We start from the raw sequence: 24,108 nt of genomic DNA, 5'->3' as shown, positions 1-24,108 counted from the left end.
AGCTATGCTTTCAACATTATTTATTTTCTTTTACCAATTCGTCGACCTTTTCAACCATTTGATCGGCTGCTTGTTCAGGCGTAATCTTGCCTTGACCCATTTGGTTGATAAGGTTGAAAATTTCGGTACTCATCTTGGTGTAGTATTTGGGCACACCATTGGGGAACGGCGTGTTGACAATCTTGGATTGCTCTACGATGGAACCGGGTTTTTGGATAGTGCCGTCTTCTACCATCTTTTCGATGACGGAAGTTCTGGTCGGCGTATTGTCGATGGCTTTATTCAATGCCAATTGAGTTTCAGGTCTGGAGAACCATTCGACGAATTTCTTGGCAGCTTCTTTGTTTTCGGAGAAGCTGGAAACGCCCACTGCTTCGGTGAAAGAAATGGTGTTCTTCGCCGGGCCGTCTAGAGAGGGCATGGGGATCGTCGTAACTTGCCCTACAACCTTGGAAGATTCAGGATTGTTGGAGCTGGTGATAAAGGATGTGGGGCCGAATAAGAAAGCACCTTCAGCATTGTTGATGCCGCGGAAAGTGTCGATGCCGGCTTTCGATACGCTGTCGGGATCGATATAACCTTTTTTCACGCAGTCGTCGATTAATTGAAGAGCGTCGAGAACAGCTTCTTTGTTGAGGGTGTCATCGTCATTAAAGATCTTGCCACTACGAGTATAAACCACACTCATAAAAGAAGTGGTGGTTTTTTCTTCAGCTGCCAAGGGGAAAAGATAGGGATATTCCACTACATTCTTGTCTTTAAGTTGTTGGAAATCACTCAGTAATTCATCCCAAGTTTCAGGTGCCTTGTCGATACCCGCTTTTTTCGTCATATCTTCATTCATGTATGCGAGGCGAAGACCGTTAGCATAAGGTACGGCGTAGATCTTGTTGTCGAAGTCGAAGTAGGAAATCGAGGGAATGTCTTCCTTAGTCGCATCGTCTACATCCAACTCTTCCAGCCAACCTGCGCTAGTGAACTCGCCGGCCCAGGACCAGTCGACTTCAATAACGTCGGCTGCCGCATTGCCTGCAGCGGAAGCGATGGAGACTTTCGATTTAATATCGTCCCAAGCAGTGGGAAGAACCTTAACGGTGATACCTGTTTCTTCTTTAAATTCCGCGAGCATTTCGTCGGTGGGAGCGCCCCAGTCGGGAATCATTAAGCTGATTTCAGTGCCTTCTTGATTGGCATCAGCCGCGGCATTGTTTCCGCCGTCGTTCTTCGGTGCATTGGCTGCGTCTTTATTACCGCAAGCGGTGGCGAAAGCCAAGAGCATAACCATCATCAAAGATAAAAGTACTTTCTTCTTCATATGAAGTCCTCCTTATATTATTTATAAATTCATCGTATCACCGCATCTAAAAATAGACCAATAGTTAAACGCTTTCCTTTTGCCGGTTGTATAGATTTTTTCTATACGATTGAAGCTTACATAGGAAAATGATAAAGTTAGCTTAATCATAAGCAAAGGAGCAGATTATGAGCGGTATCGAAATTAAAAATCTAAGCAAAACCTACGACGGCAAGCAGTATGTATTGGAAGATTTCAATTTAACCATCGATGACGGGGATTTCCTCGTCCTCCTCGGCCCGTCGGGCTGCGGAAAATCCACATTGCTTCGCCTTATTGCAGGGCTGGAAGATTTACAAAAGGGCGAAATCTTAATCGGCAACACCCGCGTCAACGACACGCCGCCCAAAGACAGAGATATCGCCATGGTATTCCAAAACTACGCACTCTACCCTCACATGAGCGTCTATCAAAATCTCGCCATTCCCCTGACCCTTAAAAAAACGCCTCAGGAAACTGTGGATGCTAAGGTAAACGAAATCGCCGGCATATTGGGCATCCAAGATCTTTTAGATCGTAAGCCACGTCAGCTTTCCGGCGGACAGATGCAAAGGGTCGCCCTGGGACGGGCCATGGTGCGAAACCCTCAGGTCTATTTAATGGACGAGCCCCTTTCCAATCTCGATGCGAAACTTCGGATGCAGACTCGTACCGAAATCATAAAACTCCATAAGCGCCTCGGCATTACCACCGTCTACGTTACCCACGACCAAATCGAAGCCATGACCATGGCGACACGCATCGTCTTAATGAATAAAGGCGAAATCATGCAATCGGGAACGCCGGGCGAACTTTACAAAAAACCGCAAAATCTTTTTACCGCATCCTTTATCGGCTCCCCGGAAATCAATCTTGTACCCACTGAAATTAAGGATAAAAACTTTACCCTCTTTGGCCGCTCCTTCTCGGTGAATTATCACGACGGCAAAGCCGTCGCGGGAATTCGCGCAGAAGATGTTGCCATTGTAGAAGGCGATGAATTTATCGTCGACATCATCGAAAATCTGGGCAGCGAACAATTGATAACTCTGAAATACATGGCGGGACCCGAACAGGTCCTCGTTGTAAAATCCCCTAGCCACATACATTACGAGCTTGGAGAAAAAGTAAATATAGAGTTTTCAAAAGAAAGCCTCCATCTATTCGACGGAACTACAGAAGAACGCATTGCAGAGTAAACGAAAAGACGATACCCGAAAGTATCGTCTTTTTTATATCCACATTCCCATTTTAAGCAACAAAAAAGAGCGGCTTATACCGCTCTTCTCTTTACATTAATACGCCTGCAATATCCAAGATTGCCATCACGACAGAGGATAGGAACAAGCTGCCCGCTAAGATCATAAACACGAGCTTGCGTTGTTTGGCAAGAGCCGCTACGAGCATCGCCCCGCCAAAGAAAGTATAGACGCCTTCCGGGCTAACGATATTGCTGTTAAGTCCGACCGAAAGACCTAAGCAAGGGATAAGTAAAAATAGTACGCCAGCTAACAAATAAGAGACTCTACCGTCTAACGTCATGTTTTCCCATTTCTTTTCCATGATTTCCTCCCCTTTGTGGGCAACAGATACTCGCCCGACGTCTTATAAAAACATACCGATAATTTCAGTTGCAGCGATGGCGGCGGTGGATAAGAACAAGCTGCCGGCCATAACGCCAAAGAATAGTTTCCATTGTTTCGTCAATGCAGCTACAGCACCGACTGCTATATAGAATAGGTAGAAATGTTCCGGACTTACGAGACTGGTATGGAACAGTTCACCGGACAGTATAGCAACCGGCAGAGCTAATAATAAAGCGCCAGCCATTATGTAGGATAACTTACCGATAAAATTCATTCCAACCCATTTCTTCGTCATGATCTTTCCTCCTAATACTGATATATTTCCGATGCAATAACTTCATTTTCGAAATGTGATTTATTTATCATTTCTATGTTAATTATAATACATATCTAAAAATAGGCAACTCGAGGCGACGACACTTTCTTTTGCTTTAGTACAATATAATGCTATAAAAACATCCCGTTTCTTGTGTCTTACATTTAACAAGCCATTATTTTCTGTTTTTATTGTTATTTAGTAAAAATTCGTTCTTTCTGCCACAAAATTTAATTTTTTTACCGGGATTTATTTGCTATATTTTCAGTGCTCCGTCGCATTTTTTGTCTCTCCGATACACTTTTCTTGTTAAAACTTAAATTTGTATGCTGCACACTATCTTCTTCATGTAGTCGAAAGTCGCAAACATGCAGGATACAGTGTGATTTTTTATAAAAACGCATCAAAAAAGTCAGCCCGAAAATTTTTCGGACTGACTTTATAATTTTATGCTTCGATCATTGTTTTAATATCTTCTTCCACCGTGGTGTTCGGTGCGATGTTGAAGTTTTCTACGAGGACGTCTACCACATTGGGGCTTAAGAATGCGGGTAGAGTCGGTCCCAAGTGAATGTTTTTCACGCCGAGGGACAGGAGTGCAAGAAGCACGATAACAGCTTTTTGTTCATACCATGCAATATTGTAGGCGATGGGCAGTTCGTTAATATCGTTCAACCCGAAGATTTCTTGCAGCTTCATGGCGATAACGGCGAGAGAGTAGGAGTCGTTACATTGGCCGGCGTCCAGAACTCTCGGGATGCCGCCGATGTCGCCCATGTGCAGTTTATTGTAACGATATTTTGCGCAGCCCGCCGTCAAGATGACCGTGTTGTCGGGTAGAGCTTTTGCAAATTCTTCATAATAATTACGGTCGCTTTGTCTGCCGTCGCATCCGCCCATAACGACGAATTTTTTGATGGCACCGCTCTTAACAGCGTCTACTACCTTATCTGCAAGGGCAAACACTTGATTATGAGCAAAACCGCCGACGAGTGTACCCGATTCTATTTTTTCGGGAGCTTCACATTGTTTCGCTTGCTCGATTAAAGCGGAGAAATCTTTTTCGCCGCCTTTTTCTTCTACGACTTTCGCACCGGGGAAGGCGGCAACGCCCGTGGTATAGAGGCGATCGATATAGCTGTCGTCCTTCGGAGGCACGATACAGTTGGTGGTCATAAGGATGGGACCGTTAAAGGATTTAAATTCATCTCTTTGATGCCACCAGCTTCCGCCGTAGTTGCCGACGAAGTGATCATATTGTTTAAAGGCAGGATAGTAATTGGCGGGAAGCATTTCCGAGTGGGTGTACACATCCACGCCGGTGCCCTTCGTTTGTTCCAGAAGAGCTTCCATATCGCCGAGATCGTGGCCGGAGATTAAGATACCGGGATTGTTACGGGGCTCAAGGGAAACTTCCGTCATTTCAGGATGACCGTATTTCGAAGTATTGGCCTCATCTAAAAGAGCCATTGCCTTCACGCCGTGTTCACCTGTTGCAAGTGTGAGAGCGACGAGATCATCCACACTTAAAGAGTCGTCAGTAATTTTTTCAAGAGTTTCCGAAATAAAGGTGTGGACTTCTTCGTCGCGGAAGCCCAAAACATTGGCGTGGCGGGTGTAGGCCGCCATACCCTTTAAGCCATAGGTAATGAGTTCGCGAAGGGAGCGAATGTCTTCATCTTCCGTAGCCATGACGCCGATGTAACGGGCCCGTTCTTCGGGAGAGATACCTTTACGCATGTCGAATGTAGCTTCTAAGGGAAGATCTTCCGTAGAATCTAAAGATGCCATAAGTTCTTCTTTTAAATCCAGGGTTGCGTCGATGTATTCTTCAATACTTTCGGCACTGAAGTTGGCATTCGTAATAGTAGTAAAGAGATTGTCGGCGATGCGACCGTCTACTTCTTCCAGACGATCGCCGAGATCCTTCACTCTGTTCTTAACTTGAGCGAGACCTTTGGTGACGAAAATTAAATTGTCTTGAAGATCGGCAACCTCCGCCGCCTTTCCACAGACGCCTTTTACCGTACAACCTTTGTTATTAGCGGTTTCCTGACATTGAAAGCAAAACATGTGCTACCTCCTAGTATTTTCCTTTTCTGTTTCTGATTACAGTATAGGAGATAGAGATTTCAATGTATGTAACCATTGTTACGCTCTTCAGAATAAAATTTCCTCGACTTTAGAAGCGTCAAACCTTACGACCCTTCCGTCCAATTCTATAATGCCTTCTCTATGAAGTTTCATAAGCTCCCTGGAGAGAGAGGGCCGTGGCACGGCAAGGTACTGTGCCAGATCCTCCCGCTTCATTAACTGCATTGTGCCCCCGCCGGGCATTTTTTGAAGGAGGTGCATGGCAATTTTTTTGCGAATGCTCCCCGCCGAGTGGATAAGCATTTTTTGATTCAAAAAAAGTGCCTTTTCCGATAAAATGCCCAGCATATTGGAGATCAATCGATCCGCCACCTCTCCTCCGCCGGCGTCGAAGGCCGTTTTAGGAATATAGAGAATCCGGCTTTCATTCTTTGCCACGCAGCCGAAGTCGTAGGGTCTCTCCTCGAGAAAAACATACACTTCTCCGAACACCGTACCCGAATCCGTAAAGCGGTTGACTACCTGGCGATTGCCGGAAGGAGTGATCTTTTCCACCTCCACCGAGCCCTCCAGGAGAACATAAAGGCCTTCCGGTTTTTCTTCTTCCCTAAAAATATAATCTTCTTTTGAAATCCGTCGCTCCAAGGCACCCTTTGCCGAAAGATAATCCTTTAAAGCGTTCTCTTCAATTCCTTTAAAAAGGTGCGTTCTATTTGCCATGGCGCTTCGAATTCCTCGCTCGCTTAATGGCGAAACTCGTGTTCTCCACCGCGCGCTTCACATCGTCCGATGTTAAAAATTGTCGACGGGCGGAAAGTCTTGCTTTTTGCACCCGGCGGGGAATGCCGAAAGTACGTCTCGTGGTGCGGAACACTCCGCGAATTAAAAAACCCGCCATGGCGGCCCGCCGTTTATGTTTTAAAATCGGCAAAATTAAATCTTTATTTTTTCTTTGAAATTGCCTTACTGCCGTCTCCGCTTCGGACATTTGATAACACGGTTTTCCGTGAAAGCGATTCTTTCTTTCATTATATAACGTCGTGTACTGATTATCTTGTTGCATAAGACACTCCTTTTATTCCATTTTATAGTTTATTTTATACCCGAAATAAACGACTTCAACGAGAAAAGTGCAGATTGCTTACTTTTTAGCAAGCCTTCCTGCAACTTTTTTAGTAACGTGCTACCCGTTTTATGATTTATATGGTATATTGTACTTAGCTCGAAAACCACTACCTTTGCGTGAACGTTTTCTTGCTGCGATTCTTTTAAGAAAGGAAGAAAATATGGATTGGAAGAAGCATCACAGGATTCTCATTATTACCGGCCACTTCGGCAGCGGTAAAACTGAAATGTCCATTAACTTGGCACTTGAGCGGCGCGCGGCGGGCGAGGAGGTTACCGTCGTGGACTTAGACATCATCAACACCTATTTCCGCATTCGGGATAAAGATGAAGCGCTCAACAAAGCGGGAGTGAAAACACTCTCCACCGGTGTTAAAGCCCGAGCCGTGGACATTCCGGCATTAGACCCCGCCATCGATGCCGCCCTCTTATACGACAAGGGACGGGTCATCGTCGATGTAGGTGGCAATCCCTCGGGTGCTCGTGCCTTGGCCAGGTATCGCCCCACATTGGAGGAAACCGGCTACGAACAACTTTTCGTCATAAACTCCAACCGACCCGAAACCAAAACCCCCGAGCAAGTCATTAAATTTATGGAAGATACGCAGGCCACCAGTGGCACGCAGGTCACGGGTCTGTTCAACACGGCCCATTTCCTAAAAGACACCACCGCCGATGATGTCATCGAAGGGCTAAAACTTGCCGAGGCCGTTTCGGATCAAACAGGCCTTCCCCTATTGGGAACGGTCTGTAAGCGAGAACTGGTCGATGAAGTAAAAGCACGTACAAACGATCTCTATATTCTTCCCATCGATCTCTTCTTCAGAGATCAATGGATGTTATAAGGAGGAATAACATGGCAAAAGGAAAAGTCACTTTCGATCAAGACTACTGCAAAGGCTGTGCCCTTTGCGTGTCTGTATGCCCGAAAGATGTTTTGGCTCTTAAGACAGATGAATTGAACCCGAAGGGCTATCGACCTGCCTATGCGAAAAACCCGGATGAATGTATCGCCTGCGCAAGCTGCGCCATCATCTGCCCCGACTCTGTAATCAGCGTCTATCGCATAGAAGAGTGAAAGGAGTCTTCACATGTCTGAAAAAATTCTAATTAAAGGTAATGAAGCAATCGGCGCGGCATTAATCGCTGCGGGATGTAAAACCTATTTCGGATACCCGATTACACCCCAATCTGAAGTTCCCGAGTACTTAGCAAGAGAATTACCGAAAATCGGCGGTACATTCTTACAAGCCGAATCCGAAGTAGCCGCTATTAATATGCTCTACGGCTGCGCCGGAACCGGCACACGGGTCGCAACAAGCTCCTCGTCTCCCGGCGTTTCCTTAATGCAAGAAGGCATCAGCTACATCGCAGCCTGCGAACTACCCTGCATGATCATCAACATGATGCGCGGGGGTCCGGGCCTCGGTTCGATCCAACCTTCTCAAACAGACTACTTCCAATCCACTCGCGGCGGCGGAAACGGCGACTATCGCACACTTTGCTTAGCACCTGCTTCCATTCAGGAAATGGTCGACCTCGTGCACTTAGGCTTTGAACTCGCCGATCAATACCGCACACCAGTCGTGCTTTGCGGCGACGGTATGCTCGGCCAAATGATGGAACCCATCGAATTCAGTGCAAAAGAAACTAAAGAATTCGACCACTCGGAATGGGCCGCCACAGGTACCAAGGGCGAACGTGAACCCCATATCATCAACTCCCTCTACCTCTCCCCCGACGAATTGGAAGCACATAACAAAAAACTCATTAAAAAATACGAAGCGATTACCGCCAACGAAAAACGCGCTGAAGTTACCGATGTAGAAGATGCCGACATCGTCTTTACCGCATTCGGTACCACGAGCCGTATCTGTAAATCTGCCGGCGAACTCTTAAAGGCTAAAGGATACAAAGTCGGCTACGTACGCCCGATCACTCTCTGGCCCTTCCCCGACGACGCTTATCAAAAGATCAACGACAATGTTAAATTGATCTTAGACGTCGAATTAAACCAAGGTCAAATGGTGGAAGACGTCCGACTCGCTGTCAACGGCAAACATCGCGTTGAATTTTACGGCCGTCAAGGCGGTATGATCCCCACAGCCGAAGAACTCGCGGATGTTGCCTTAGAACTATTGGAGGCGTAACATGGAAAAACTCATCTATACCAGAAGTAAAGCTTTAACCGATGAACCTACACACTACTGCCCGGGCTGTACCCACGGCGTAGTACACAAACTCGTCGCCGAAGTATTGGAAGAACTGGGCATCACCGGCGATACCATCGGCATCGCGCCCGTAGGATGTGCGGTACTCGCCTACAAATACTTTAACTGCGACATGTTTGAAGCCGCTCACGGCCGTGCACCGGCTGTTGCAACCGGTATTAAACGGTCCAATCCCGATAAATTCGTCTTCACTTATCAAGGTGACGGCGACTTGGCATCCATCGGTAGTGGTGAAATCGTACAAGCTGCTCACCGCGGCGAAAAAATTTCCACCATTTTCATTAACAACGGTATCTACGGCATGACCGGCGGTCAAATGGCACCGACAACCCTCGTCGGCCAAAAGACCACCACCTCTCCCACAGGCCGCGACGAAGACTGGTCGGGAAAACCGATCCGCATCGCCGAAATGCTCGCCACCATTAACGGCGCAAAATTCGTAGAACGCGTTGCCGTCAACACACCCGCCAACATTCGCAAGGCAAAACGCGCCATCAAAGAATGCTTCCAACTACAACTAGACGGCAAAGGCTTCGGCATCGTCGAAGTACTTTCCTCCTGCCCGACCAACTGGGGATTCCCGCCGGCAGAAGCACTGAAATGGTTAGAAGACAACATGATTCCCTACTATCCTTTGGGAAATTTGCGTAACGGGGAGGATCTATAATGACTACCAATAGAGTAATTGTATCCGGCTTCGGTGGACAAGGCGTAATGGGCATCGGTCAACTCCTAACCTATGCCGGCATGTTCGACGACAAACACGTATCCTGGTTACCTTCCTACGGCCCCGCCATGCGTGGTGGCGCTGCCAACTGCTCGGTTATCATCTCCGATGAACCCATCGGCGCACCGAATATTTCCACCGCCGATGCGGCCATCGTCATGAACGAGCCGTCCCTCGATAAATTCGAATCCTATGTCAAACCCGGCGGACATATCTTTATTAACAGCTCACTCGTCAATAAAGATACCTCCAGAGGCGACATCACCTCTCACTTTTTGCCCGTCAACGAACTTACCGCTGAATTCGGCAACCCGAGAGTTCTGAACATGATCATGATCGGCGCATTTAACGAAGTGCTGAACATGGTAAGCCAAGAAGCATTGGAAAAATCCGTAGATAAGCTTTACGGCAAAAAAGGCGAAAAAGTCACCGCCATGAACTTGAAAGCCCTTCAGTTCGGCGAAAACAAAATGAAGGAGATCATCAATGCAAAATGAAGTTAAAATCCTAAGACAAGCTATGCTCAACGAAGTCGAAGGCGCTGAATTTTACAAACTCTCCGCAGATAAATTCGCACCCTCCGGCACAAAAGACGCCCTCTTAGATCTTGCTCGCCAAGAAGAAGAACACATCGAGTATTTAAAATCCCTTTCGGAAAAATTAATCGACGATGCTAAAGAAATCAACTTCGATCCCGAAGACCTTAAAAAAGAAGTTGAATCTCCCGGCATCTTCAATTGGGACAAAGTTGATGAAGACATGGTACGCTTAGCCGTTACCGTCTTCTCCGTAGGATTAAACATGGAAAAAGATTCCGTTAAATTCTACGAAGACGCCAAAGACCAAGTGGAAAGCGCACAATCCAAAGAACTTTTCGACATCTTAGTGAAATGGGAACAATCCCACGTCGACACATTGCAAAAACAATATGATATCTATCAACAAGAATGGTGGAACATGCAAAACTTCGAACCCTTCTAAAATATGATACCTATATATTAAAAGAGCCCGCTGATGCGGGCTTTTTTAATGGAGAAAAACAAAGATTGTAAAAACAGAGAACCTATAAAAAGGCTACAAAAAAGAGCCCGGATTTAACCGAACTCAAAAAACTACTTACGAAAACCCTTACTGAATAAATCGAAACCGTTTAAAAAAATAGAGGCGAGAGCACAGATCCAAAGGGCGTGACTCAAAGTGGGCATGGTGTCCATCAGCCCGCCCCAATCCTCTCGAACCACTCTTGCGGCGCCGTCAGAGTAAAAAGCGCAGAGGGTAAGCGCCGTAAAAGATAAGCTCGCCCAGCGATGCAGCTCCCGCTTTTCACGCGGCTTTCGACATTTTAAAAAGGCAAACAGAACGGCGGCCATGCCTAAAATAAGCCACATAAGTTTACTCCTTGCCCGTCGTCGTCTGTAGCTTCACTAAATCTTCCAGCGCCTTTACATCCCCTCGGCGCACCACATCCGCCGGAACCTCGTAGGCCGAATACATATCCTCCCAGGTTTCCACCTCGTCCTCTTTGCCTCGATTTTTTTCCGGCACGAGATCAATAGCGTAGTCCACCACATCGAGGCCTTCTTCGTCCATAATCTCTTGGAGCCCCTTGAGAACCGCCATAGCTTCTTCTGCCGTGGCATCCTTCCCCACGCCGTAAGCCTGAGCCTGAAGCTTATAGGGCAAGTGCTTGACATCCACCGGCTGATCCACCTTTAAATACTCCGCCGGGTCCTCCTTGTCCCAAGAGGAAAGAGTGATCGTATAAGGGAAATCATACTTCTTTTCAAGACTTCTGCCATATTGCGACACGATCCGATCGAAGCGCATCACCGTATTGGAGATACGGTCGTCGTATGAATCCCACGTTAAACGCCCAAAGGAATCGAAGTGCAATGCAAATTGAGAATCTACACTGTTTTTATCCTCCAGGAATACGATATAATCCCCGTCTTTCAGATTGTAAATCACCTTTTCGCGGAAAAGATCCAAATCCTCATACTTCGCAGCGATCACCCGATCGGCTCCCCTTTCCGCCAAAAACTTAGAAACGGGATTACCGAAAAAAGTATTCGCGACAAAGAGAACGAACAAGACGAGAACGGCGAGCAATACCTTTTTAAATGTAAGCTTCATAACTTCCTCCATTGAGGGAACTGATTTTTTTAAGCGGACTTTTCTATTATTATTTTATCGCATAAAAGCAAATAGAAATCAAAATTACACGAAAGAAATGGTAGGGCTGATTGAAGTACCGGCCGTAACTTTAATACGTAATAGCCAAGCCTTGCGCATTCGTAGGGACGAGCCTGAAGCCCTAGCCCGCCCCTACATTTACAGCCAAAAAAAGAAAGCCCCTAACAATAGGAGCTTTCCATTTTACAATTATTCTTCATCTCGTCTTTTCTTCGTACCGATGAACCCGAGGGCTGCAGCGGACATCGAAGCGAGACCTGCCCATAAACCCATATCGGAACCGACGCCCGTTTGAGGCGCGCCCGGTTTTCCGGGTTTATTCGGTTTTTCAGGTTTATCGGGAACCTTGGGAACATCCGGTGTTTCCGGTGTCTCAGGTTCTTCCGGTTTGCCGGGCTCTTCAGGCTTTTCAGGCTCTTCCGGAGGAGTCTCCGGAGGTGTTTCCGGTTTTTCCTTGTTCGTAATCACGAAGCCGGAATCCATAGAACCTTCATAGCTTACGTCGAAATCCCTGTCGCCGAGACGAAGGGAGCCGCCGTTTTCGCCACGTTCCTTAACCGTATAGACATAATCTCGGGAAGGATCATTTCCGTCTCTTACATCTAAGCCGGTAAACGAACCGGACCAGTTGTTACTTTCGTTAAGTTCGATCACCTTACCGGTGGCCTTGCCGTCGCGGTAAAGCTCGATCTCAATGCGAGCCACAGGCTTGTCATCTCCCGAAAGATCCCATTTCTTCACAATGTGAATATCCCTCGTAGGAGGAGTGGGCGGCTCTTCCGGAGGTCTTTCAGGCTTTTCCTTATTGGTAATAGTAAAGCCGTCTGTCATATCGCCGGAATAGCTAACTTCGAATTCTTTACCGCCAAATTGGATAAGGCCGCGAACTTCGCCGACTTCTTTAATCGTGTAGCGATATTCGGCTGCAGGCGTTTCCTTATCGGCAATCTCTAAACCTTCAAATACACCGCTCCAATTGTTGCCGGCGTTTAATTTTAAGGTTTTACCGGTAGATTCGCCGTTGCGATAAAGTTCTACGTCGATATTTTCCACGGGCTTTTCACTGCCGGCAAGATCCCAACGCTTGGTGACCTTAATATCGCGGGTTTTCGGCTCTTCAGGCTTTTTCTTATTGGTAAGGATGAAGCCGTTCGTTTGATCTCCGGCTACTTCAGATTCATAACCGTCGATAGCTTTTTCTTTGATGGTGTAGGTAACTTTTGCACCTTCAAATAAAGTGGGAAGATCTTTGAATTGAACCTTCCAATCTTCTGTAGCTTTTACTTCCTTGGTTTCTACAAGGTATTCCTTGCCGTCGACTTTGGCTAAAAGTTGAACCTCAATGGTATCGGGACGCTTCTTATTGGCGTTCTTGTTATCTTTCCATTTCTTTTCAACTTTAACTTCAGTCTTTCCCTCTTCCGTTCCGATAACAATCGTACCGTTACTGCCGATACCACCGCCGCGGGTTGCAGAGGTGTTTCCGGAAATAATAACTTTCGCCAATGCTTTGGCAAGACCGATATCTTCAGGATTGGAGTTTACAGCAAACTTACCATCCTTTTCACCTTCGGGTATGACCAATGTACCTGCGTGTTCTTCATCAGTCAATGCAGTTCCGTCCGGCTTCGTCCAGTTAAAGAGGCCGCCGCCGAGCATACGCTTGGATAGCTTATATTTGGCATTGCCACTGTGTGCGCCGTAATCTTCGTTGGAATAGATAAACAAATCATTTCCGGGCTTGCCGGCTTGATTTTTACCAAAGGCTACGCCATTGTTGACGTGAATAGTCGTATCGGAAATTGGGCAACTGGCCATGCCGGCGCCTTCCCATTCAGATTTATTGTCGGTGATCAAAACATTTTTAATGTATAGCTCACCGTTTGCGCCATGTACGGTTGCTTCCTGAAGCACACCATTTTCGTCTTTATAACGAATGGTCTCCGTAGCGCCATTGACATAAATACCGCCGCCACCGAAGGCCATGTTGGTTTTACCGGAGCCGTCCATTTCATTATTGGTGATTCGTCCGGCAGTAATATAGGCCTTTCCTTGAGTTCCACTATAGTATTTGGCCTGAATAAAAATACCACCGCCGGAAGAACCGGCTACATTACCGTCGACTGTGCCGCCCTTCATGTTGAGAATGCTGCCCTTTTCAGGATTATGCGAACCCACACTAACACCGCCACCAATTTCTGCCGCAAAGTTATTTAAAACCTCGGCCTTCTCTGACATATTCAGCACAGAGCCTTCTCTGAGAATAATGCCTCCACCGGCACCGTAATAATAATTGTACGGTTTATCATACACCAGGTCTGATCGATTGTTTTGAACCGCACCACCGGTGAAGTTCATAGTGGAATTCTCGAGATGAACCCCGCCACCATAAGTAGCTTGGTTATTCTCGACGCTTCCACCGCTCATATTGACCGTAGCATGGTTACGGGCATCAATTCCACCACCCTTGGTCTGAATAAAATTCGCATCGGGTTTAATCTTGTTGTTTTTTAAAACGGCACCATCTTTAATATTTAAAGTACCGCCATCTACATAAACCAAAGACTTTTCGATGTTCGGATTGTTCTCCGAATTGCCGTCGATGGTAATATTCTCCAAGGTAGCTTTTTTATCTACTTTAAGTAAATAACCATTAAAGTCCTTGTGACGAACAAGTTTGGCATTGGTGTCTTCAAGGCTGACATCACCTTCTACAGAAACTGTGCCGGTAATAAAGATATTCTCGATAGTTTTCTTTACATTCTTCGCTATATCTCTAGCTTTAGCAAAAGATTTCAAAGCCTTTTCAGGACTCGAACCATCGTTCTCATCGCTACCACCTTGTCCATTAAGATAGAGCACATCAGATGGTGTTTCTGCCTTTACTTGTTCCAGCTTCTTTTCTTCGGCTACCTCCAAGGTAGCTTCTTTTTTATCGAGAGCGTCACTCTCTTCGGAAGATTCTAAACCTTTCCCTTGTTCCGCCAAATTTTCACCATCTTGAGACGGTTCTTGAGATTTGGAGTTTTCGTCGTTCACTGCGGAAGTCGCTTCATCGTCGGGAATAGTCTTCTCCTCGTTCAGAGAGTTAACATCGCTTTTCAGTTCATGAATAGGTTCAGATTTTACTTCTGTACCCCCCCGGACGAAATATTTTGATCCTCATCCGAGAGTTTCTCTTCTGAAATGGCGGGGCTTTCCCGATCGACCGCTGCGTTAACTTCCGCATCCGCTTTTACTTCATCGGCCTCGATTGCCGTTTCCGTCGTGGAATTCATCTCTTCGGCAAAAGCCTTTGAATTCAATGAAAACAAACCGAAGACAAACGCCAGCAAAAGCGTAACATAAAGTTTTCTTTTACGGTTCATTATCGACCCCTTTCTTAAAATATGTAGTTTCGAATCAGGATAAATAAAGAGTAGATTCGAAACTTGTTCCTATTGTACCACATAAGTATAGATTGAACACAGTCTGTATGAAAAAACTTCATGTTTTTTTCTCATGCATTTCATACATTCCTAGAGAGCAACTCGAAGACGCCGCACTACAAAAGTTAAGAGCACCGCCCCTCAAAGCCATTCAATAAAAATCCCCAATAAAAAATCCTCGAGAGCCTCCCCTCGTGGATTCGTTTCTGTATTATTTTCCTCTCACCGACTTAGGCCACTTTACCATTCAATACGTCTATAATCTCGACGATGGAATGCAAAGCCTCCCGATCATTATTAAAAATACGAACGACGGAGCCGAAACTCTTAAAAGGCTCCTCGTTAAATTTAACTGTTTCCAAATAACCGTTTCGTTCATAATAATTCATAATCATCTGTACAAATTGAGATTGATCAAAGCTCAAATCGTGATGGAGAAGAAAATCCGCAAAAGCATCTTGCACCGCTTGCGGAGAAAGCCCGTTGATCTCACGGATCATCCTGAAAATCGTAAGGTTTTCGAAAGCCTTATCGTAATCTTCCTTCGTTCCCAAATCATGCCAGAGAATCTCTTCCAAATGGGCGAAATCATCTTCATTTAAAGGAATATTATTATAAATCTTATTGACCACCGAATCATCTTCGATCTGCGATCGTATATGATGCTCCACCTTGGCGCGATAAGATTCAAATTGACCCGTGCCGTAAATGGGACCGCCTTCTTTCGCTTCGAGAATGTCGTCGACAAAATCCCCCCGCCTATTTTGGCGACGGGCTCCGTCGGGCAAAAGAGGCATTAAATCCCTTAAAGCTTTCCGCATATCGTCAATAGCCGTAGGCGAAGATTTTTCCCAAAAACCCTCTTCCAACAACTGCTTAAGCTCAAAGAAACGATCGCGCACCATGGGTAACGTATCTTTCTTTTCCAAAAGCTCATCAGCCCATTCCTTTACACGCTTTTCCTGATACTCATCCCGCTCGCCGAGAGCGCCCTTTCCGGCGAGAATCGTCATGGCCAAATCGAACTTTTGAATTTTAATATCCTCACAAGAACCGTGAACAAGAGGCGCCAAATTCCCTTGCAAAATACTTAAATCCTGCCGCGACAGACTTTCCCAAGAGGCCTGTTCCCTAAACCTGAGCACTTCCTTCAGAGATTGACGCACCGCCACAAGCTGCGTATTGAGATCCGAAAGCGCCCCAATCCATTCATCCACGAGCTCCGCACGGAGTAGGCGAACATCATCGCCCTTAAAGATCCCGTGCTCCAAACCGTAAATTAAGTCCGCCTTGGCACTGTAAAAACGCTCCGTTAAAGAAGCAGGCGGCGAATCCATAGAAGGAGGCAAAGGCGCATCAAAGCGTTCCATATTGCCGCCATAATCTAAAATCAAAAACTTCTCTTTATCCTTGCCCGGCCCGAAGAGATCGGGACACAAACGGGTGCCGCGACCCACCATTTGCCAAAACATCGTCTTCGACAAAACCTTTTTGAAAAAGACCAGGTTCACCACCTCGGGCACGTCGATCCCCATATCCAACATATTGACAGAAATAGCGATTCGAAGCATTTTTTGTTTTACCGAAAAACGATCGATGAGATCCTGAGCATAAGCGGATTTATGGGTGATCACATCGGCATAATCCGGCCCCTTGTAGGCGTATAAATGATCAAAACGCTCCTTAATAAGCTCGGCGTGGCGCTGATTGACAGCGAAAATAATCGTCTTGCCCACGTCATTTCCGGATTCATCCCGGATCCCCCTATCCATTAGCTCATTTAAGACAATGTCGATCGTATCTACATTTAAGAACCAGTTATTAATGGCCGAAGGCGGCACATAGTCCTCACCGTCTTCCACGGCAAATATCTTTTCAAAACGCTCTTTCTCCTCGGGAGATAAAAGATCGTAGCGAATCCCCTCTTCGGGAAACTTGAGGCGCACCTCCCGCGTGGTATAACTTACGAGATAACCTTCCTTTACCGCCTGCTCCAATTCGTAATAAAAAGTAGGTACGCCGTCTTCCAAACCGAAAATTTCATAAGTATTGCGATCCAAATCCTCTCGAGGCGTGGCCGTAAGCCCCACGAGACGAGCGTCAAAATGATCGAAGATCGTCTTGTAACGCTCGTAAATCGAACGGTGCGCCTCGTCGATAATAATCAAATCAAAATAACCTACCGTAAAAAAGCGGGCATCCTCGCCGACCTTCATATGGTCTAAAGCATTAAGCATGTCGGGGTAAGTCGAAAACAACATACGTGCCGTGGCCAGCTCATTCACATTCTTCGTATCACTTAAAGAAGCGATGGAAAGATCGGGGGAGCACTTGATTAAACGTACGCATCGCCTGCTTAACGAGGGCCACACGATCGGCCAAAAACAAAATCCGCGTGGCGCGATTGGCCCTCATCATGATATCTACAATACTGGCCGCCGTACGGGTCTTTCCCGTGCCTGTCGCCATGACGATCAGCGCACTGGGGCGGCTCTCCTCGAAACGCTCTCTCACCGCCTTTATCGCCATTAATTGGTACGCGCGCCCGGCAATAGATTCATCGGGCTGCTCCCCGGTAAGGGGGCGACTGAGCCCCCGCCGATTCATGAGCCGCTCTAAATCACCGGCACTGTAAAAACCCGACACCTTCCACTCGGAAACATCGTCGGTGAAATGAATTTCAAAGCCATTGGTCGTGAATGTAAAAGGCCGCCTGCCATAACGAGCCTCTAAACGCTCCGCATAAAGGCGCGCCTGATGCCGCCCTTCCCCCGGATGCTTCGACGACTTCTTCGCCTCCACCACGGCGAGGGGCAGACCATTTTTTCCGTACAGAACATAATCTACATAACCCTTCCCCGTTTTATTGGGCATGCCTGAAACTTCCACTTCCGCCTCGGCATTTTTCCCGATCACCCAGCCGGCGAGAGCCAAATCTACGTCGATAAGCTCCTTGCGGGTGATAGCTTCGGAACGTTGATCCACAGAAAACCCGTGGTGATCCGAAGACGCCCGCTGATGGGTCATGCGATCCTTTAAATCCTCGTCCCTCGTCGGTGGCGTTTCGTTGCTCTTCCAGAGGCACATCCTCTACCTGAGCCGCCGCTTTAACAGCCTCCGCTTCCTTCCCGGAAAGCGTCGTGGCCAAGTCGTGAGGCGAGGGAACGAGGGATTCATCGAAGCCCCTCTCCTCGTAATCATAGCCGTAACAGTAATCGATCCATTGAATAAAGGCGAAAAGATTCCTTAGCGCCACCATGGCCTTGGTTTTGTCGATGGATTTGCCCGTATGAGTCGCCAAATTGCCCAGCTTAATAATATAGACGATTAAAGGCTCCAAATCTTCATCGATAATATTTAAAAAATCCCCGTGGCGCGTCAGGGAACTTAAATTATCCCGATAAGGCAAAGATAAATTCCGATCCACTTTATAGACCCACTTCACCGCAAGCTCCAACGCCCGCCGCGTAGCCGCCGCACAATTAATCGTGGAAATAAGCATGGAGCGCTCGGCATCCACTGCCGCTTGAGCGAAATCGCCATAATCCGATTGAGAAAGTAAAAAATCAAAATTGCCGGCCATGGCCGCCTCCTTTCTGCGAAATTTACACTAAATTGCCGGAAAAAGCCTCCTGCATTAGAGCGTCGAACAAAGTCTCCAACGCCTCTAGAGAAGCTTTCAGTTTCTCTTTTTTCCCTTCAATAGAACGGACGATGTCGGCGAAACGATTTTGAAGGACGATGGGAGGCAACGGTATCTTAAGTTCCGAAAAATTCTTTTTCGATATATTTTTCATTGACCCACTTGTTACGGTTGCAATTTTATTGATTAAACTTCTGTAGTATTGTGTTTAAAAAAATTTCCATAGGAAAATTGGTGAAACTTGTTCGTTAGTTCGTAATATCCACAGCCTATCCGGTATGGTTAAATCTTCATAATCTTTCGTAACGTAAGCCGAGGCCCCCACTAACTCTTCCGTATTCATTCTGCTAACGAGTAAATCTCCATTTTTTATAATGTGTTCATCTTTAGGTTTATAATCTTCGGGTAAAAACTTCCACTCGTCTTCATCAAAATACCCACTGTAAACGCATGATGTCTTTAAAACCCTATACTCGCTCGGACGTGTTCCCGCTAAACTTTTGCCTGCAATAAATTCACTTAGTAGATTTCCTAATTTAACTTTTTCATTGGTATTTTCAAAAATAAGGTCATAAAACACGCTCTCCACCAAATCATCCAAAGCCTCAATCTGCTCCTGACGTTTGGCGATTAGGTTTTTTAACAGATCTAATCGAAACGCTACATCTTCTTGAACAGAATGAGTCGGTATGTTGATTAAGGTTGACTCGAGATAATCCCGTAATTTGAGATTTATAATGCCGGTTGTTTTATTCTGAAATTTTAGAACTACACCCACTTTGTGGAAATAAAGTAATAGATATAATAAATATTTCGAGCAAAAATCATCACGTGTTCTCAAGATGGAGGTGAAGTTATTCACAAAATATTTCTTCTCTTCTCCATCAAAATATACAACTCTTCCTACCGGGGTGGTGGGTGTACCACCTGATTTCTCAATTATAATATCGCCTGGCTGTAAAAGTTTATTATCTTTCGCTGCCATGTCTATGCTGCGCATTGCGATATCATCATAATTAATGACGCCTTCATTTGTAAAATTAGTTGTTCGGATGACTGGACTTCCTATTTCATCGTCACTCAGGGATTCTCCCCACTCTCCTGTAATAGGGTTCATAAAGATGTCAGATAAGCGCACTTTTGTCATTACAAATCACCCAGCATGCTTTTCAGCGCTCCAAGCCCTTCCTGAATGTCTTTTTCAAGATCGTTGATTCTCACCAAAATTTCTTCCGGCGGATCGTAGGCCACGGGCTCGTATTCGATCTCTTTGTATTTATTAATGGAAAGATCGTAATCGTTTGATGCGATTTCTTCCTTGGACACCATAAAGGATTTGCCCCGTGCGAGGTTTTTCTTTTTGATCCTCCAGGTTTTTAAAGCAATGGAGAGTGTCGGGAATATCGTTGTCTTCGATGGGAGTTCTGTTATCGTTTAGGGTGTAGCCGTCGGCGGTCATATCGTAAAACCATACGTCGTCCGTGCCGCCGATGCCCGTTTTGGTAAAGAGAAGAATCCCCGTAGAGACGCCGGCATAAGGTTTAAACACGCCGCTCGGCATGGAGATGCCCCCCTGCAAGCGGTGGTCTTCCACCAGTTCTTTTCGCAGGGTTTTGTGGGCTCTCGACGAGCCCAAGAGGACGCCGTCGGGGACGATAACCGCCGCGCGCCCGCCCGTTTCCAGCATTTCTAATATCAGCTGAACAAATAGAAGCTCGGTTTTTTTGGTTTTAATAGATGTAAAAAGATCGTTGGCCACGGAATCGGCATCCAAGGATCCTTTAAAGGGCGGGTTTGCCAGTATTAAACTGTAGACACCGCGATCGTCATTTTCTTCGGAAAGAGAATCACGGTAGCTGATTTGGGGATGGTCCACGTGGTGAAGCATCATGTTCATGGCGGCGATGCGGAGCATGGTCGTATCCATATCGTAGCCGTGAAACATGGAGTGGTGATAGTACTTAACGAAGGCTTTATCGTAGAAAAGGTCTTTTTTCACCTTGCGCAGATACTGAGCGGCGGAAACTAAAAAACCGGCGGTCCCCTCTCATGTCAAGCTTATGACAAAAAATCATCAATTATTAAGATAAAAAATGGAGCTTATTAGCTCCGCGGAATTCATAATTATTAGTGTTTATTAAGTTTTAATTCTATAATATTATTCTTAGGTTTATCATCAACATTTAAATATTTACTTGGTAAATTTAGCAATTCTTCAATTTCATCACTGAATAAATTTATCGATGATTCCTCAAAAATATTAGTTACATCCTGTTTGGTATAATTATTATCTAATAGTAATTCTATGCCCATTTTAAAAATATTTTCATTTAAAACATGAGGTGTATCTCCAGGTTCTTTTTTTCTCCAACCTTTACTACTAATTTGACGCATTAAATACTGAAACTGATTATTTGATATAATATCCAAATCACACGCTCTATAGAGCATAGCTTGTATAGAGACTCCCCACTTTTTCTTCAACCTAATATAATATTCTAATTCTGTTGGATATCTTGAACAATCCTTTGAAAATGTTTCTTTTGGAAGTAAAAGAGAACTTGCAAACTTATTTGCTTGTCTCTCTCTATCTTTAAATTCATCATTAGATAGGGTTTCAATATCTTCTGTCCAAGGATGTAATAATATGTGACCTAATTCGTGTGCTAAATCGAAATTTATCCTTGCTTTCCCTTTATTTCCAACAGATAACACAATAATATAGTTTTCTATACCATCAATATTTACAACTTGACTATATGCATCTATTTTTTGGTCTGCTACATTCATTCCTGTTACTATTAAGCCATTCTCTTCTAATGTATATTGTAAATCATTTATTGGATCATAGCCTAAATTCCAAAACTCTCTAAGTTTTATAGCAACATTTTCAATCTCTTCATCCGATAAATTTTGGCTATTTATATTTATTTTGGGTAGGTTTAGAACTGGAAATTCGATGTAATTGTATAGTGCTTCATATAAAGCACCTATAAATTTAACTTTTGTAATTTCTGCTGATCTACTTTTTTTACTTGTGCTACTCAATGATCTAAAATAAGTAGTACCAGAGGTGATATTGATATTTTTCTCTTGAAAAAAATAATTAATAGGAAAATGTAAAGTTTTCGATAATTTAATAACTGTTGAAAAATCAGGATTCCCTTTATTATTTTCATACAAGGATAGTGTTTGTTTGCTCAAATCTAAAGATTTTCCTAATTCAGCTAACGTCATACTTCTATATATTCTAGCTGTTTTTAAGCTATCCCCATTAAATTTCGAACTCATACTTTAATCTCCTCTTAGCCATGTTTTTTTTACATTTTTCTCTTTTAATCCTAGTCTAATACCTTTATTAGGTTTATCTTCTGCTATTTCAGTTAATTCATCACTAAAGTCATTTTCTAGTCTTGTTAAATTGATAAAATCAGGATTTACCAGATTCATAATAGACTCTTTCTTCGCTATATTAAATTCGTTTCCTAATAAATACCAATTCATTTCATTTATTTTATTTGCCTTATAATCATATGCAACTACATAATAAGTGAAATCACTTAAATTTATATCTAAACCAGAAAATATATTTTTAAAATCTTGTTCGTATACATCTGGATTAAAAGTTTTACCTAAATCAAAAGATATTTGCTTATTAGTATCAATTTCACTATTTAAATAATATAAGATGGATTGCATATAATGAGGAACTCTTCGATTTTTATCTTTTGGTATTCTATTCAAATTCGATATACTAGTAATACTTATTAAAGATTTGCTTTCTAAATCTAAAATAAATCTTCCTTCCCATGCATATCTTTTAAATTTATGAATTATATAATTCTCAGAAGTAAGTACTTCCCTTAACTTAGTATTTATAACATCTGATTTCAATCCACCAAAACAATTATGAGTATCTAAGTTTAATTTATATTTACAATCTAAAAAATCTTGTTCTAATGCTTCGACAATGACATTAGCTATAATTTCTTTTAACTTTTTCAATTATAAACCTCCAAATTGTATTTGTCTATATTATATCTTATGTTTTTGAAAAAGTCAATAATTTTACATTTTTATCAAAATTTGTCCAATAGCTAGTTGTGAAAGAGAGTGATTGCTCACTCCCTTTGCTACTTCCATATTATGTTCAACACTTCGTTTCCTTCACAGAATACTGAGTCTATATATTTCTCCATCAGTTCTTTGGTAAGTTTAGTGTTGTCTAGTACTTCTTTTTCTTCTTTTGCTTTTTGTATTTTTTCTTTTATTGCTTCAAATACTTGCTCTTCAAGGCTTCCTGCTCTTGAGTTTTTGTGTTTAACATTATTACACTTACATATCCTACAAGTAAAATATGTGTGTACTCTGAGGCTTCCGTCAGGTCTTTTGTGTTTAGATTGAACACATCCTAAAATGTGATTGCAAGTTGGACATTTTGCAAAACCTTGTAGTGGAGATTTCTTTCTCCATTCATAATCGGTATTTGTACCTTTCATAAATAGATTCTTCTCTTTAATTTTTTTAACTTTTTCAAAGTCTCCTCTAGAAATAATAGTCTCATGGTTATTCTCAACTCTTCCCCATTCTTCTTTTGGTTTGAATTTAAAAGAAGAAGGATTTAATACTGACTTATCTTGCATATTGAAAGTGTAAGTTCCAGTATAATTTTCATTTGCTAATACATCTATTATAGCACCACATGTTTATACTGTTTTTCTTCTCTGCCAGACTTCTTATCTTGCCCTTTATACTCTCGATATTAATCACAATAATACATCCACGTATTTTCTAACCTCATCTTCTATTTTATATAGTCCACTATATTGTATTATTCATTTTTTCTTAAATTTTTCTTTCCACTGATTTTTTCAATTAAGGTTCTTGCCCTTATATGTTGGTCTATTTCCTTTTGATTATTCTTGTAGAAGCTTTCTTGGTAACTAATTTTCAAAAAAATTTGGTAAATGAAAAGGTCCAATTCCCACTGCATAAGTAACAGTGAAAATTAGACCCTTTTGGTAACTGTCATCTAAAAGTCTTTTAACATTTCCTTTAATTTTTCTAAGACTTTATTACGCCTTTTAATAACGGCTGGATGAGAAATATTCAGTTTAGCAGCTACTTCTCTAATTGTTTCTTCTCCTCCCCTTACGGGCGGGCAGGTCTCTTCTTTTTTCGTTCTTCTCCCCAATAAAAAATCCACGAAGGTTTAGAGTGACCCCATAAAGTTGGACTTAATTGAGTAAGCAAATGCTTACTCGATTTTATTTTCATAGCTTATTTTCTATGCGGATTGCATGCGTTCACGGTATTGTTTCGGACTTAAGCCCCCTAACTTTTCTTTGATTCGATCATGGTTGTAGTAGTGGATAAAGTTTTTAATAGCCCGAACCAGTTCTTTCCGGCTTCGGTAGACGTGGTCTGCATAG

At 43.8% G+C, this 24,108-nt stretch carries 25 protein-coding genes and 4 pseudogenes; 7 read left to right on the top strand and 22 right to left on the bottom strand.

Annotated features, from left to right (window positions below; all coding sequences use genetic code 11):
• Positions 1 to 16: 16 nt before the first annotated feature.
• On the bottom strand, positions 17 to 1,315 hold the full coding sequence (locus tag PEPTYR26121_RS06630; RefSeq protein WP_180500429.1) for an extracellular solute-binding protein: 1,299 nt from the start codon (positions 1,313 to 1,315) through the stop codon (positions 17 to 19).
• A 167-nt stretch (positions 1,316 to 1,482) separates the two neighbouring features.
• On the opposite strand from PEPTYR26121_RS06630, the gene PEPTYR26121_RS06625 reads away from it, so the two are divergent.
• The gene (locus tag PEPTYR26121_RS06625; protein WP_180500427.1) at positions 1,483 to 2,532 is read left to right on the top strand and encodes an ABC transporter ATP-binding protein; all 1,050 of its coding nucleotides are present in this window, start codon (positions 1,483 to 1,485) and stop codon (positions 2,530 to 2,532) included.
• A gap of 91 nt (positions 2,533 to 2,623) precedes the next feature.
• Here PEPTYR26121_RS06625 and PEPTYR26121_RS06620 read toward each other — a convergent pair whose 3' ends face one another.
• From PEPTYR26121_RS06620 to PEPTYR26121_RS06600, 5 genes are all read right to left on the bottom strand, one after another.
• The gene (locus PEPTYR26121_RS06620) at positions 2,624 to 2,896 is read right to left on the bottom strand and encodes a hypothetical protein (RefSeq protein WP_180500426.1); all 273 of its coding nucleotides are present in this window, start codon (positions 2,894 to 2,896) and stop codon (positions 2,624 to 2,626) included.
• Positions 2,897 to 2,938: 42 nt separating this feature from the next.
• Positions 2,939 to 3,214 carry a hypothetical protein gene (locus tag PEPTYR26121_RS06615; protein WP_180500424.1) on the bottom strand — a complete coding sequence of 92 codons (276 nt, stop codon included), beginning with the start codon at positions 3,212 to 3,214 and terminating at the stop codon, positions 2,939 to 2,941.
• Between the two features lie 468 nt (positions 3,215 to 3,682).
• Positions 3,683 to 5,308 (bottom strand): hydroxylamine reductase, encoded by a 1,626-nt coding sequence (gene hcp, locus PEPTYR26121_RS06610; RefSeq protein ID WP_180500422.1) that lies wholly within the window; start codon positions 5,306 to 5,308, stop codon positions 3,683 to 3,685.
• Positions 5,309 to 5,395: 87 nt separating this feature from the next.
• Positions 5,396 to 6,049, bottom strand: a complete 654-nt coding sequence (locus PEPTYR26121_RS06605) for a Crp/Fnr family transcriptional regulator (RefSeq protein ID WP_180500421.1) — start codon at positions 6,047 to 6,049, stop codon at positions 5,396 to 5,398.
• Positions 6,039 to 6,392 (bottom strand): hypothetical protein, encoded by a 354-nt coding sequence (locus PEPTYR26121_RS06600; protein WP_180500419.1) that lies wholly within the window; start codon positions 6,390 to 6,392, stop codon positions 6,039 to 6,041. The genes PEPTYR26121_RS06605 and PEPTYR26121_RS06600 overlap by 11 nt, the downstream gene beginning before the upstream one ends.
• A gap of 223 nt (positions 6,393 to 6,615) precedes the next feature.
• Here PEPTYR26121_RS06600 and PEPTYR26121_RS06595 point away from each other — a divergent pair, with 223 nt between their 5' ends.
• Genes PEPTYR26121_RS06595 through PEPTYR26121_RS06570 form a run of 6 tightly spaced genes read left to right on the top strand, consistent with a single transcriptional unit; the run spans position 6,616 to position 10,393 of the window.
• The gene (locus PEPTYR26121_RS06595) at positions 6,616 to 7,299 is read left to right on the top strand and encodes an ATP-binding protein (RefSeq protein WP_180500418.1); all 684 of its coding nucleotides are present in this window, start codon (positions 6,616 to 6,618) and stop codon (positions 7,297 to 7,299) included.
• A gap of 11 nt (positions 7,300 to 7,310) precedes the next feature.
• On the top strand, positions 7,311 to 7,532 hold the full coding sequence (locus PEPTYR26121_RS06590; RefSeq protein WP_180500417.1) for a 4Fe-4S dicluster domain-containing protein: 222 nt from the start codon (positions 7,311 to 7,313) through the stop codon (positions 7,530 to 7,532).
• 13 nt (positions 7,533 to 7,545) lie between these two features.
• A complete protein-coding gene (locus PEPTYR26121_RS06585; RefSeq protein ID WP_180500416.1) occupies positions 7,546 to 8,604 on the top strand; it encodes a 3-methyl-2-oxobutanoate dehydrogenase subunit VorB in 1,059 nt (352 codons plus the stop codon).
• Position 8,605: 1 nt separating this feature from the next.
• Positions 8,606 to 9,352 (top strand): thiamine pyrophosphate-dependent enzyme, encoded by a 747-nt coding sequence (locus PEPTYR26121_RS06580; RefSeq protein WP_180500415.1) that lies wholly within the window; start codon positions 8,606 to 8,608, stop codon positions 9,350 to 9,352.
• A complete protein-coding gene (locus tag PEPTYR26121_RS06575) occupies positions 9,352 to 9,909 on the top strand; it encodes a 2-oxoacid:ferredoxin oxidoreductase subunit gamma family protein (RefSeq protein ID WP_180500414.1) in 558 nt (185 codons plus the stop codon). Before PEPTYR26121_RS06580 ends, PEPTYR26121_RS06575 begins: the two co-directional genes overlap by 1 nt.
• On the top strand, positions 9,899 to 10,393 hold the full coding sequence (locus PEPTYR26121_RS06570) for a ferritin-like domain-containing protein (RefSeq protein ID WP_180500413.1): 495 nt from the start codon (positions 9,899 to 9,901) through the stop codon (positions 10,391 to 10,393). Before PEPTYR26121_RS06575 ends, PEPTYR26121_RS06570 begins: the two co-directional genes overlap by 11 nt.
• A 131-nt stretch (positions 10,394 to 10,524) precedes the next feature.
• Here PEPTYR26121_RS06570 and PEPTYR26121_RS06565 read toward each other — a convergent pair whose 3' ends face one another.
• The 16 genes and pseudogenes from PEPTYR26121_RS06565 to PEPTYR26121_RS09285 all read right to left on the bottom strand — a co-directional run.
• On the bottom strand, positions 10,525 to 10,800 hold the full coding sequence (locus PEPTYR26121_RS06565) for a hypothetical protein (RefSeq protein WP_180500412.1): 276 nt from the start codon (positions 10,798 to 10,800) through the stop codon (positions 10,525 to 10,527).
• A gap of 4 nt (positions 10,801 to 10,804) precedes the next feature.
• Complete coding sequence (locus PEPTYR26121_RS06560) at positions 10,805 to 11,545, bottom strand: YfjL-like protein (RefSeq protein ID WP_180500411.1); 741 nt, start codon at positions 11,543 to 11,545, stop codon at positions 10,805 to 10,807.
• Between the two features lie 249 nt (positions 11,546 to 11,794).
• A complete protein-coding gene (locus PEPTYR26121_RS06555; protein ID WP_180500409.1) occupies positions 11,795 to 14,644 on the bottom strand; it encodes a Cna B-type domain-containing protein in 2,850 nt (949 codons plus the stop codon).
• Positions 14,645 to 14,730: 86 nt separating this feature from the next.
• Positions 14,731 to 14,973, bottom strand: a complete 243-nt coding sequence (locus tag PEPTYR26121_RS06550) for a hypothetical protein (RefSeq protein WP_180500408.1) — start codon at positions 14,971 to 14,973, stop codon at positions 14,731 to 14,733.
• A gap of 290 nt (positions 14,974 to 15,263) precedes the next feature.
• Complete coding sequence (locus PEPTYR26121_RS09220; RefSeq protein ID WP_180500406.1) at positions 15,264 to 17,318, bottom strand: type I restriction-modification enzyme R subunit C-terminal domain-containing protein; 2,055 nt, start codon at positions 17,316 to 17,318, stop codon at positions 15,264 to 15,266.
• 10 nt (positions 17,319 to 17,328) lie between these two features.
• Positions 17,329 to 17,907, bottom strand: coding sequence for a DEAD/DEAH box helicase family protein (locus PEPTYR26121_RS09215; protein WP_281359994.1), 579 nt, complete (start codon positions 17,905 to 17,907; stop codon positions 17,329 to 17,331).
• Positions 17,897 to 18,616, bottom strand: coding sequence for a DUF4145 domain-containing protein (locus PEPTYR26121_RS09165; protein WP_246285912.1), 720 nt, complete (start codon positions 18,614 to 18,616; stop codon positions 17,897 to 17,899). Before PEPTYR26121_RS09165 ends, PEPTYR26121_RS09215 begins: the two co-directional genes overlap by 11 nt.
• 22 nt (positions 18,617 to 18,638) lie before the next feature.
• A pseudogene (locus PEPTYR26121_RS06535) lies at positions 18,639 to 18,866 on the bottom strand (restriction endonuclease subunit S); the annotation flags it as partial.
• 18 nt (positions 18,867 to 18,884) lie between these two features.
• Positions 18,885 to 19,823 (bottom strand): restriction endonuclease subunit S, encoded by a 939-nt coding sequence (locus tag PEPTYR26121_RS06530; RefSeq protein WP_180500402.1) that lies wholly within the window; start codon positions 19,821 to 19,823, stop codon positions 18,885 to 18,887.
• Positions 19,823 to 20,005: a hypothetical protein gene (locus tag PEPTYR26121_RS06525; RefSeq protein WP_218956337.1), complete on the bottom strand. Its 183-nt coding sequence runs from the start codon at positions 20,003 to 20,005 to the stop codon at positions 19,823 to 19,825. Before PEPTYR26121_RS06525 ends, PEPTYR26121_RS06530 begins: the two co-directional genes overlap by 1 nt.
• Positions 19,956 to 20,708 (bottom strand): annotated as a pseudogene (locus PEPTYR26121_RS06520) (HsdM family class I SAM-dependent methyltransferase); the annotation flags it as partial. The gene PEPTYR26121_RS06525 and the pseudogene PEPTYR26121_RS06520, both read right to left, overlap by 50 nt.
• Before the next feature lie 95 nt (positions 20,709 to 20,803).
• Positions 20,804 to 21,967, bottom strand: a complete 1,164-nt coding sequence (locus tag PEPTYR26121_RS06515) for an XRE family transcriptional regulator (RefSeq protein WP_180500400.1) — start codon at positions 21,965 to 21,967, stop codon at positions 20,804 to 20,806.
• Positions 21,968 to 21,970: 3 nt separating this feature from the next.
• Positions 21,971 to 22,681 (bottom strand): DUF5986 family protein, encoded by a 711-nt coding sequence (locus PEPTYR26121_RS06510; protein WP_180500398.1) that lies wholly within the window; start codon positions 22,679 to 22,681, stop codon positions 21,971 to 21,973.
• A 128-nt stretch (positions 22,682 to 22,809) separates the two neighbouring features.
• A pseudogene (locus PEPTYR26121_RS06505) lies at positions 22,810 to 23,382 on the bottom strand (recombinase family protein); the annotation flags it as partial.
• 326 nt (positions 23,383 to 23,708) lie between these two features.
• A pseudogene (locus PEPTYR26121_RS06500) lies at positions 23,709 to 23,819 on the bottom strand (sigma-70 family RNA polymerase sigma factor); the annotation flags it as partial.
• A gap of 144 nt (positions 23,820 to 23,963) precedes the next feature.
• On the bottom strand, positions 23,964 to 24,108 hold a 145-nt coding region (locus PEPTYR26121_RS09285), incomplete at its 5' end, for an IS3 family transposase (RefSeq protein ID WP_180500396.1).

The sequence above is a fragment of the Aedoeadaptatus nemausensis genome (assembly GCF_903819165.1).
GTDB classification, from domain to species: Bacteria; Bacillota; Clostridia; order Tissierellales; family Peptoniphilaceae; genus Aedoeadaptatus; species Aedoeadaptatus nemausensis.
This window is presented reverse-complemented; position numbering and strand designations above follow the sequence as displayed.

Coding starts and splice junctions, on each gene's coding strand:
- PEPTYR26121_RS06630 (WP_180500429.1), bottom strand. CDS start 1,315: ATGAAGAAGAAAGTACTTTTATCTTTGATGATGGTTATGCTCTTGGCT.
- PEPTYR26121_RS06625 (WP_180500427.1), top strand. CDS start 1,483: ATGAGCGGTATCGAAATTAAAAATCTAAGCAAAACCTACGACGGCAAG.
- PEPTYR26121_RS06620 (WP_180500426.1), bottom strand. CDS start 2,896: ATGGAAAAGAAATGGGAAAACATGACGTTAGACGGTAGAGTCTCTTAT.
- PEPTYR26121_RS06615 (WP_180500424.1), bottom strand. CDS start 3,214: ATGACGAAGAAATGGGTTGGAATGAATTTTATCGGTAAGTTATCCTAC.
- hcp (WP_180500422.1), bottom strand. CDS start 5,308: ATGTTTTGCTTTCAATGTCAGGAAACCGCTAATAACAAAGGTTGTACG.
- PEPTYR26121_RS06605 (WP_180500421.1), bottom strand. CDS start 6,049: ATGGCAAATAGAACGCACCTTTTTAAAGGAATTGAAGAGAACGCTTTA.
- PEPTYR26121_RS06600 (WP_180500419.1), bottom strand. CDS start 6,392: ATGCAACAAGATAATCAGTACACGACGTTATATAATGAAAGAAAGAAT.
- PEPTYR26121_RS06595 (WP_180500418.1), top strand. CDS start 6,616: ATGGATTGGAAGAAGCATCACAGGATTCTCATTATTACCGGCCACTTC.
- PEPTYR26121_RS06590 (WP_180500417.1), top strand. CDS start 7,311: ATGGCAAAAGGAAAAGTCACTTTCGATCAAGACTACTGCAAAGGCTGT.
- PEPTYR26121_RS06585 (WP_180500416.1), top strand. CDS start 7,546: ATGTCTGAAAAAATTCTAATTAAAGGTAATGAAGCAATCGGCGCGGCA.
- PEPTYR26121_RS06580 (WP_180500415.1), top strand. CDS start 8,606: ATGGAAAAACTCATCTATACCAGAAGTAAAGCTTTAACCGATGAACCT.
- PEPTYR26121_RS06575 (WP_180500414.1), top strand. CDS start 9,352: ATGACTACCAATAGAGTAATTGTATCCGGCTTCGGTGGACAAGGCGTA.
- PEPTYR26121_RS06570 (WP_180500413.1), top strand. CDS start 9,899: ATGCAAAATGAAGTTAAAATCCTAAGACAAGCTATGCTCAACGAAGTC.
- PEPTYR26121_RS06565 (WP_180500412.1), bottom strand. CDS start 10,800: ATGTGGCTTATTTTAGGCATGGCCGCCGTTCTGTTTGCCTTTTTAAAA.
- PEPTYR26121_RS06560 (WP_180500411.1), bottom strand. CDS start 11,545: ATGAAGCTTACATTTAAAAAGGTATTGCTCGCCGTTCTCGTCTTGTTC.
- PEPTYR26121_RS06550 (WP_180500408.1), bottom strand. CDS start 14,973: ATGAACCGTAAAAGAAAACTTTATGTTACGCTTTTGCTGGCGTTTGTC.
- PEPTYR26121_RS09215 (WP_281359994.1), bottom strand. CDS start 17,907: ATGCCCAATAAAACGGGGAAGGGTTATGTAGATTATGTTCTGTACGGA.
- PEPTYR26121_RS09165 (WP_246285912.1), bottom strand. CDS start 18,616: ATGGCCGGCAATTTTGATTTTTTACTTTCTCAATCGGATTATGGCGAT.
- PEPTYR26121_RS06530 (WP_180500402.1), bottom strand. CDS start 19,823: ATGACAAAAGTGCGCTTATCTGACATCTTTATGAACCCTATTACAGGA.
- PEPTYR26121_RS06525 (WP_218956337.1), bottom strand. CDS start 20,005: ATGGTGTCCAAGGAAGAAATCGCATCAAACGATTACGATCTTTCCATT.
- PEPTYR26121_RS06515 (WP_180500400.1), bottom strand. CDS start 21,967: ATGAGTTCGAAATTTAATGGGGATAGCTTAAAAACAGCTAGAATATAT.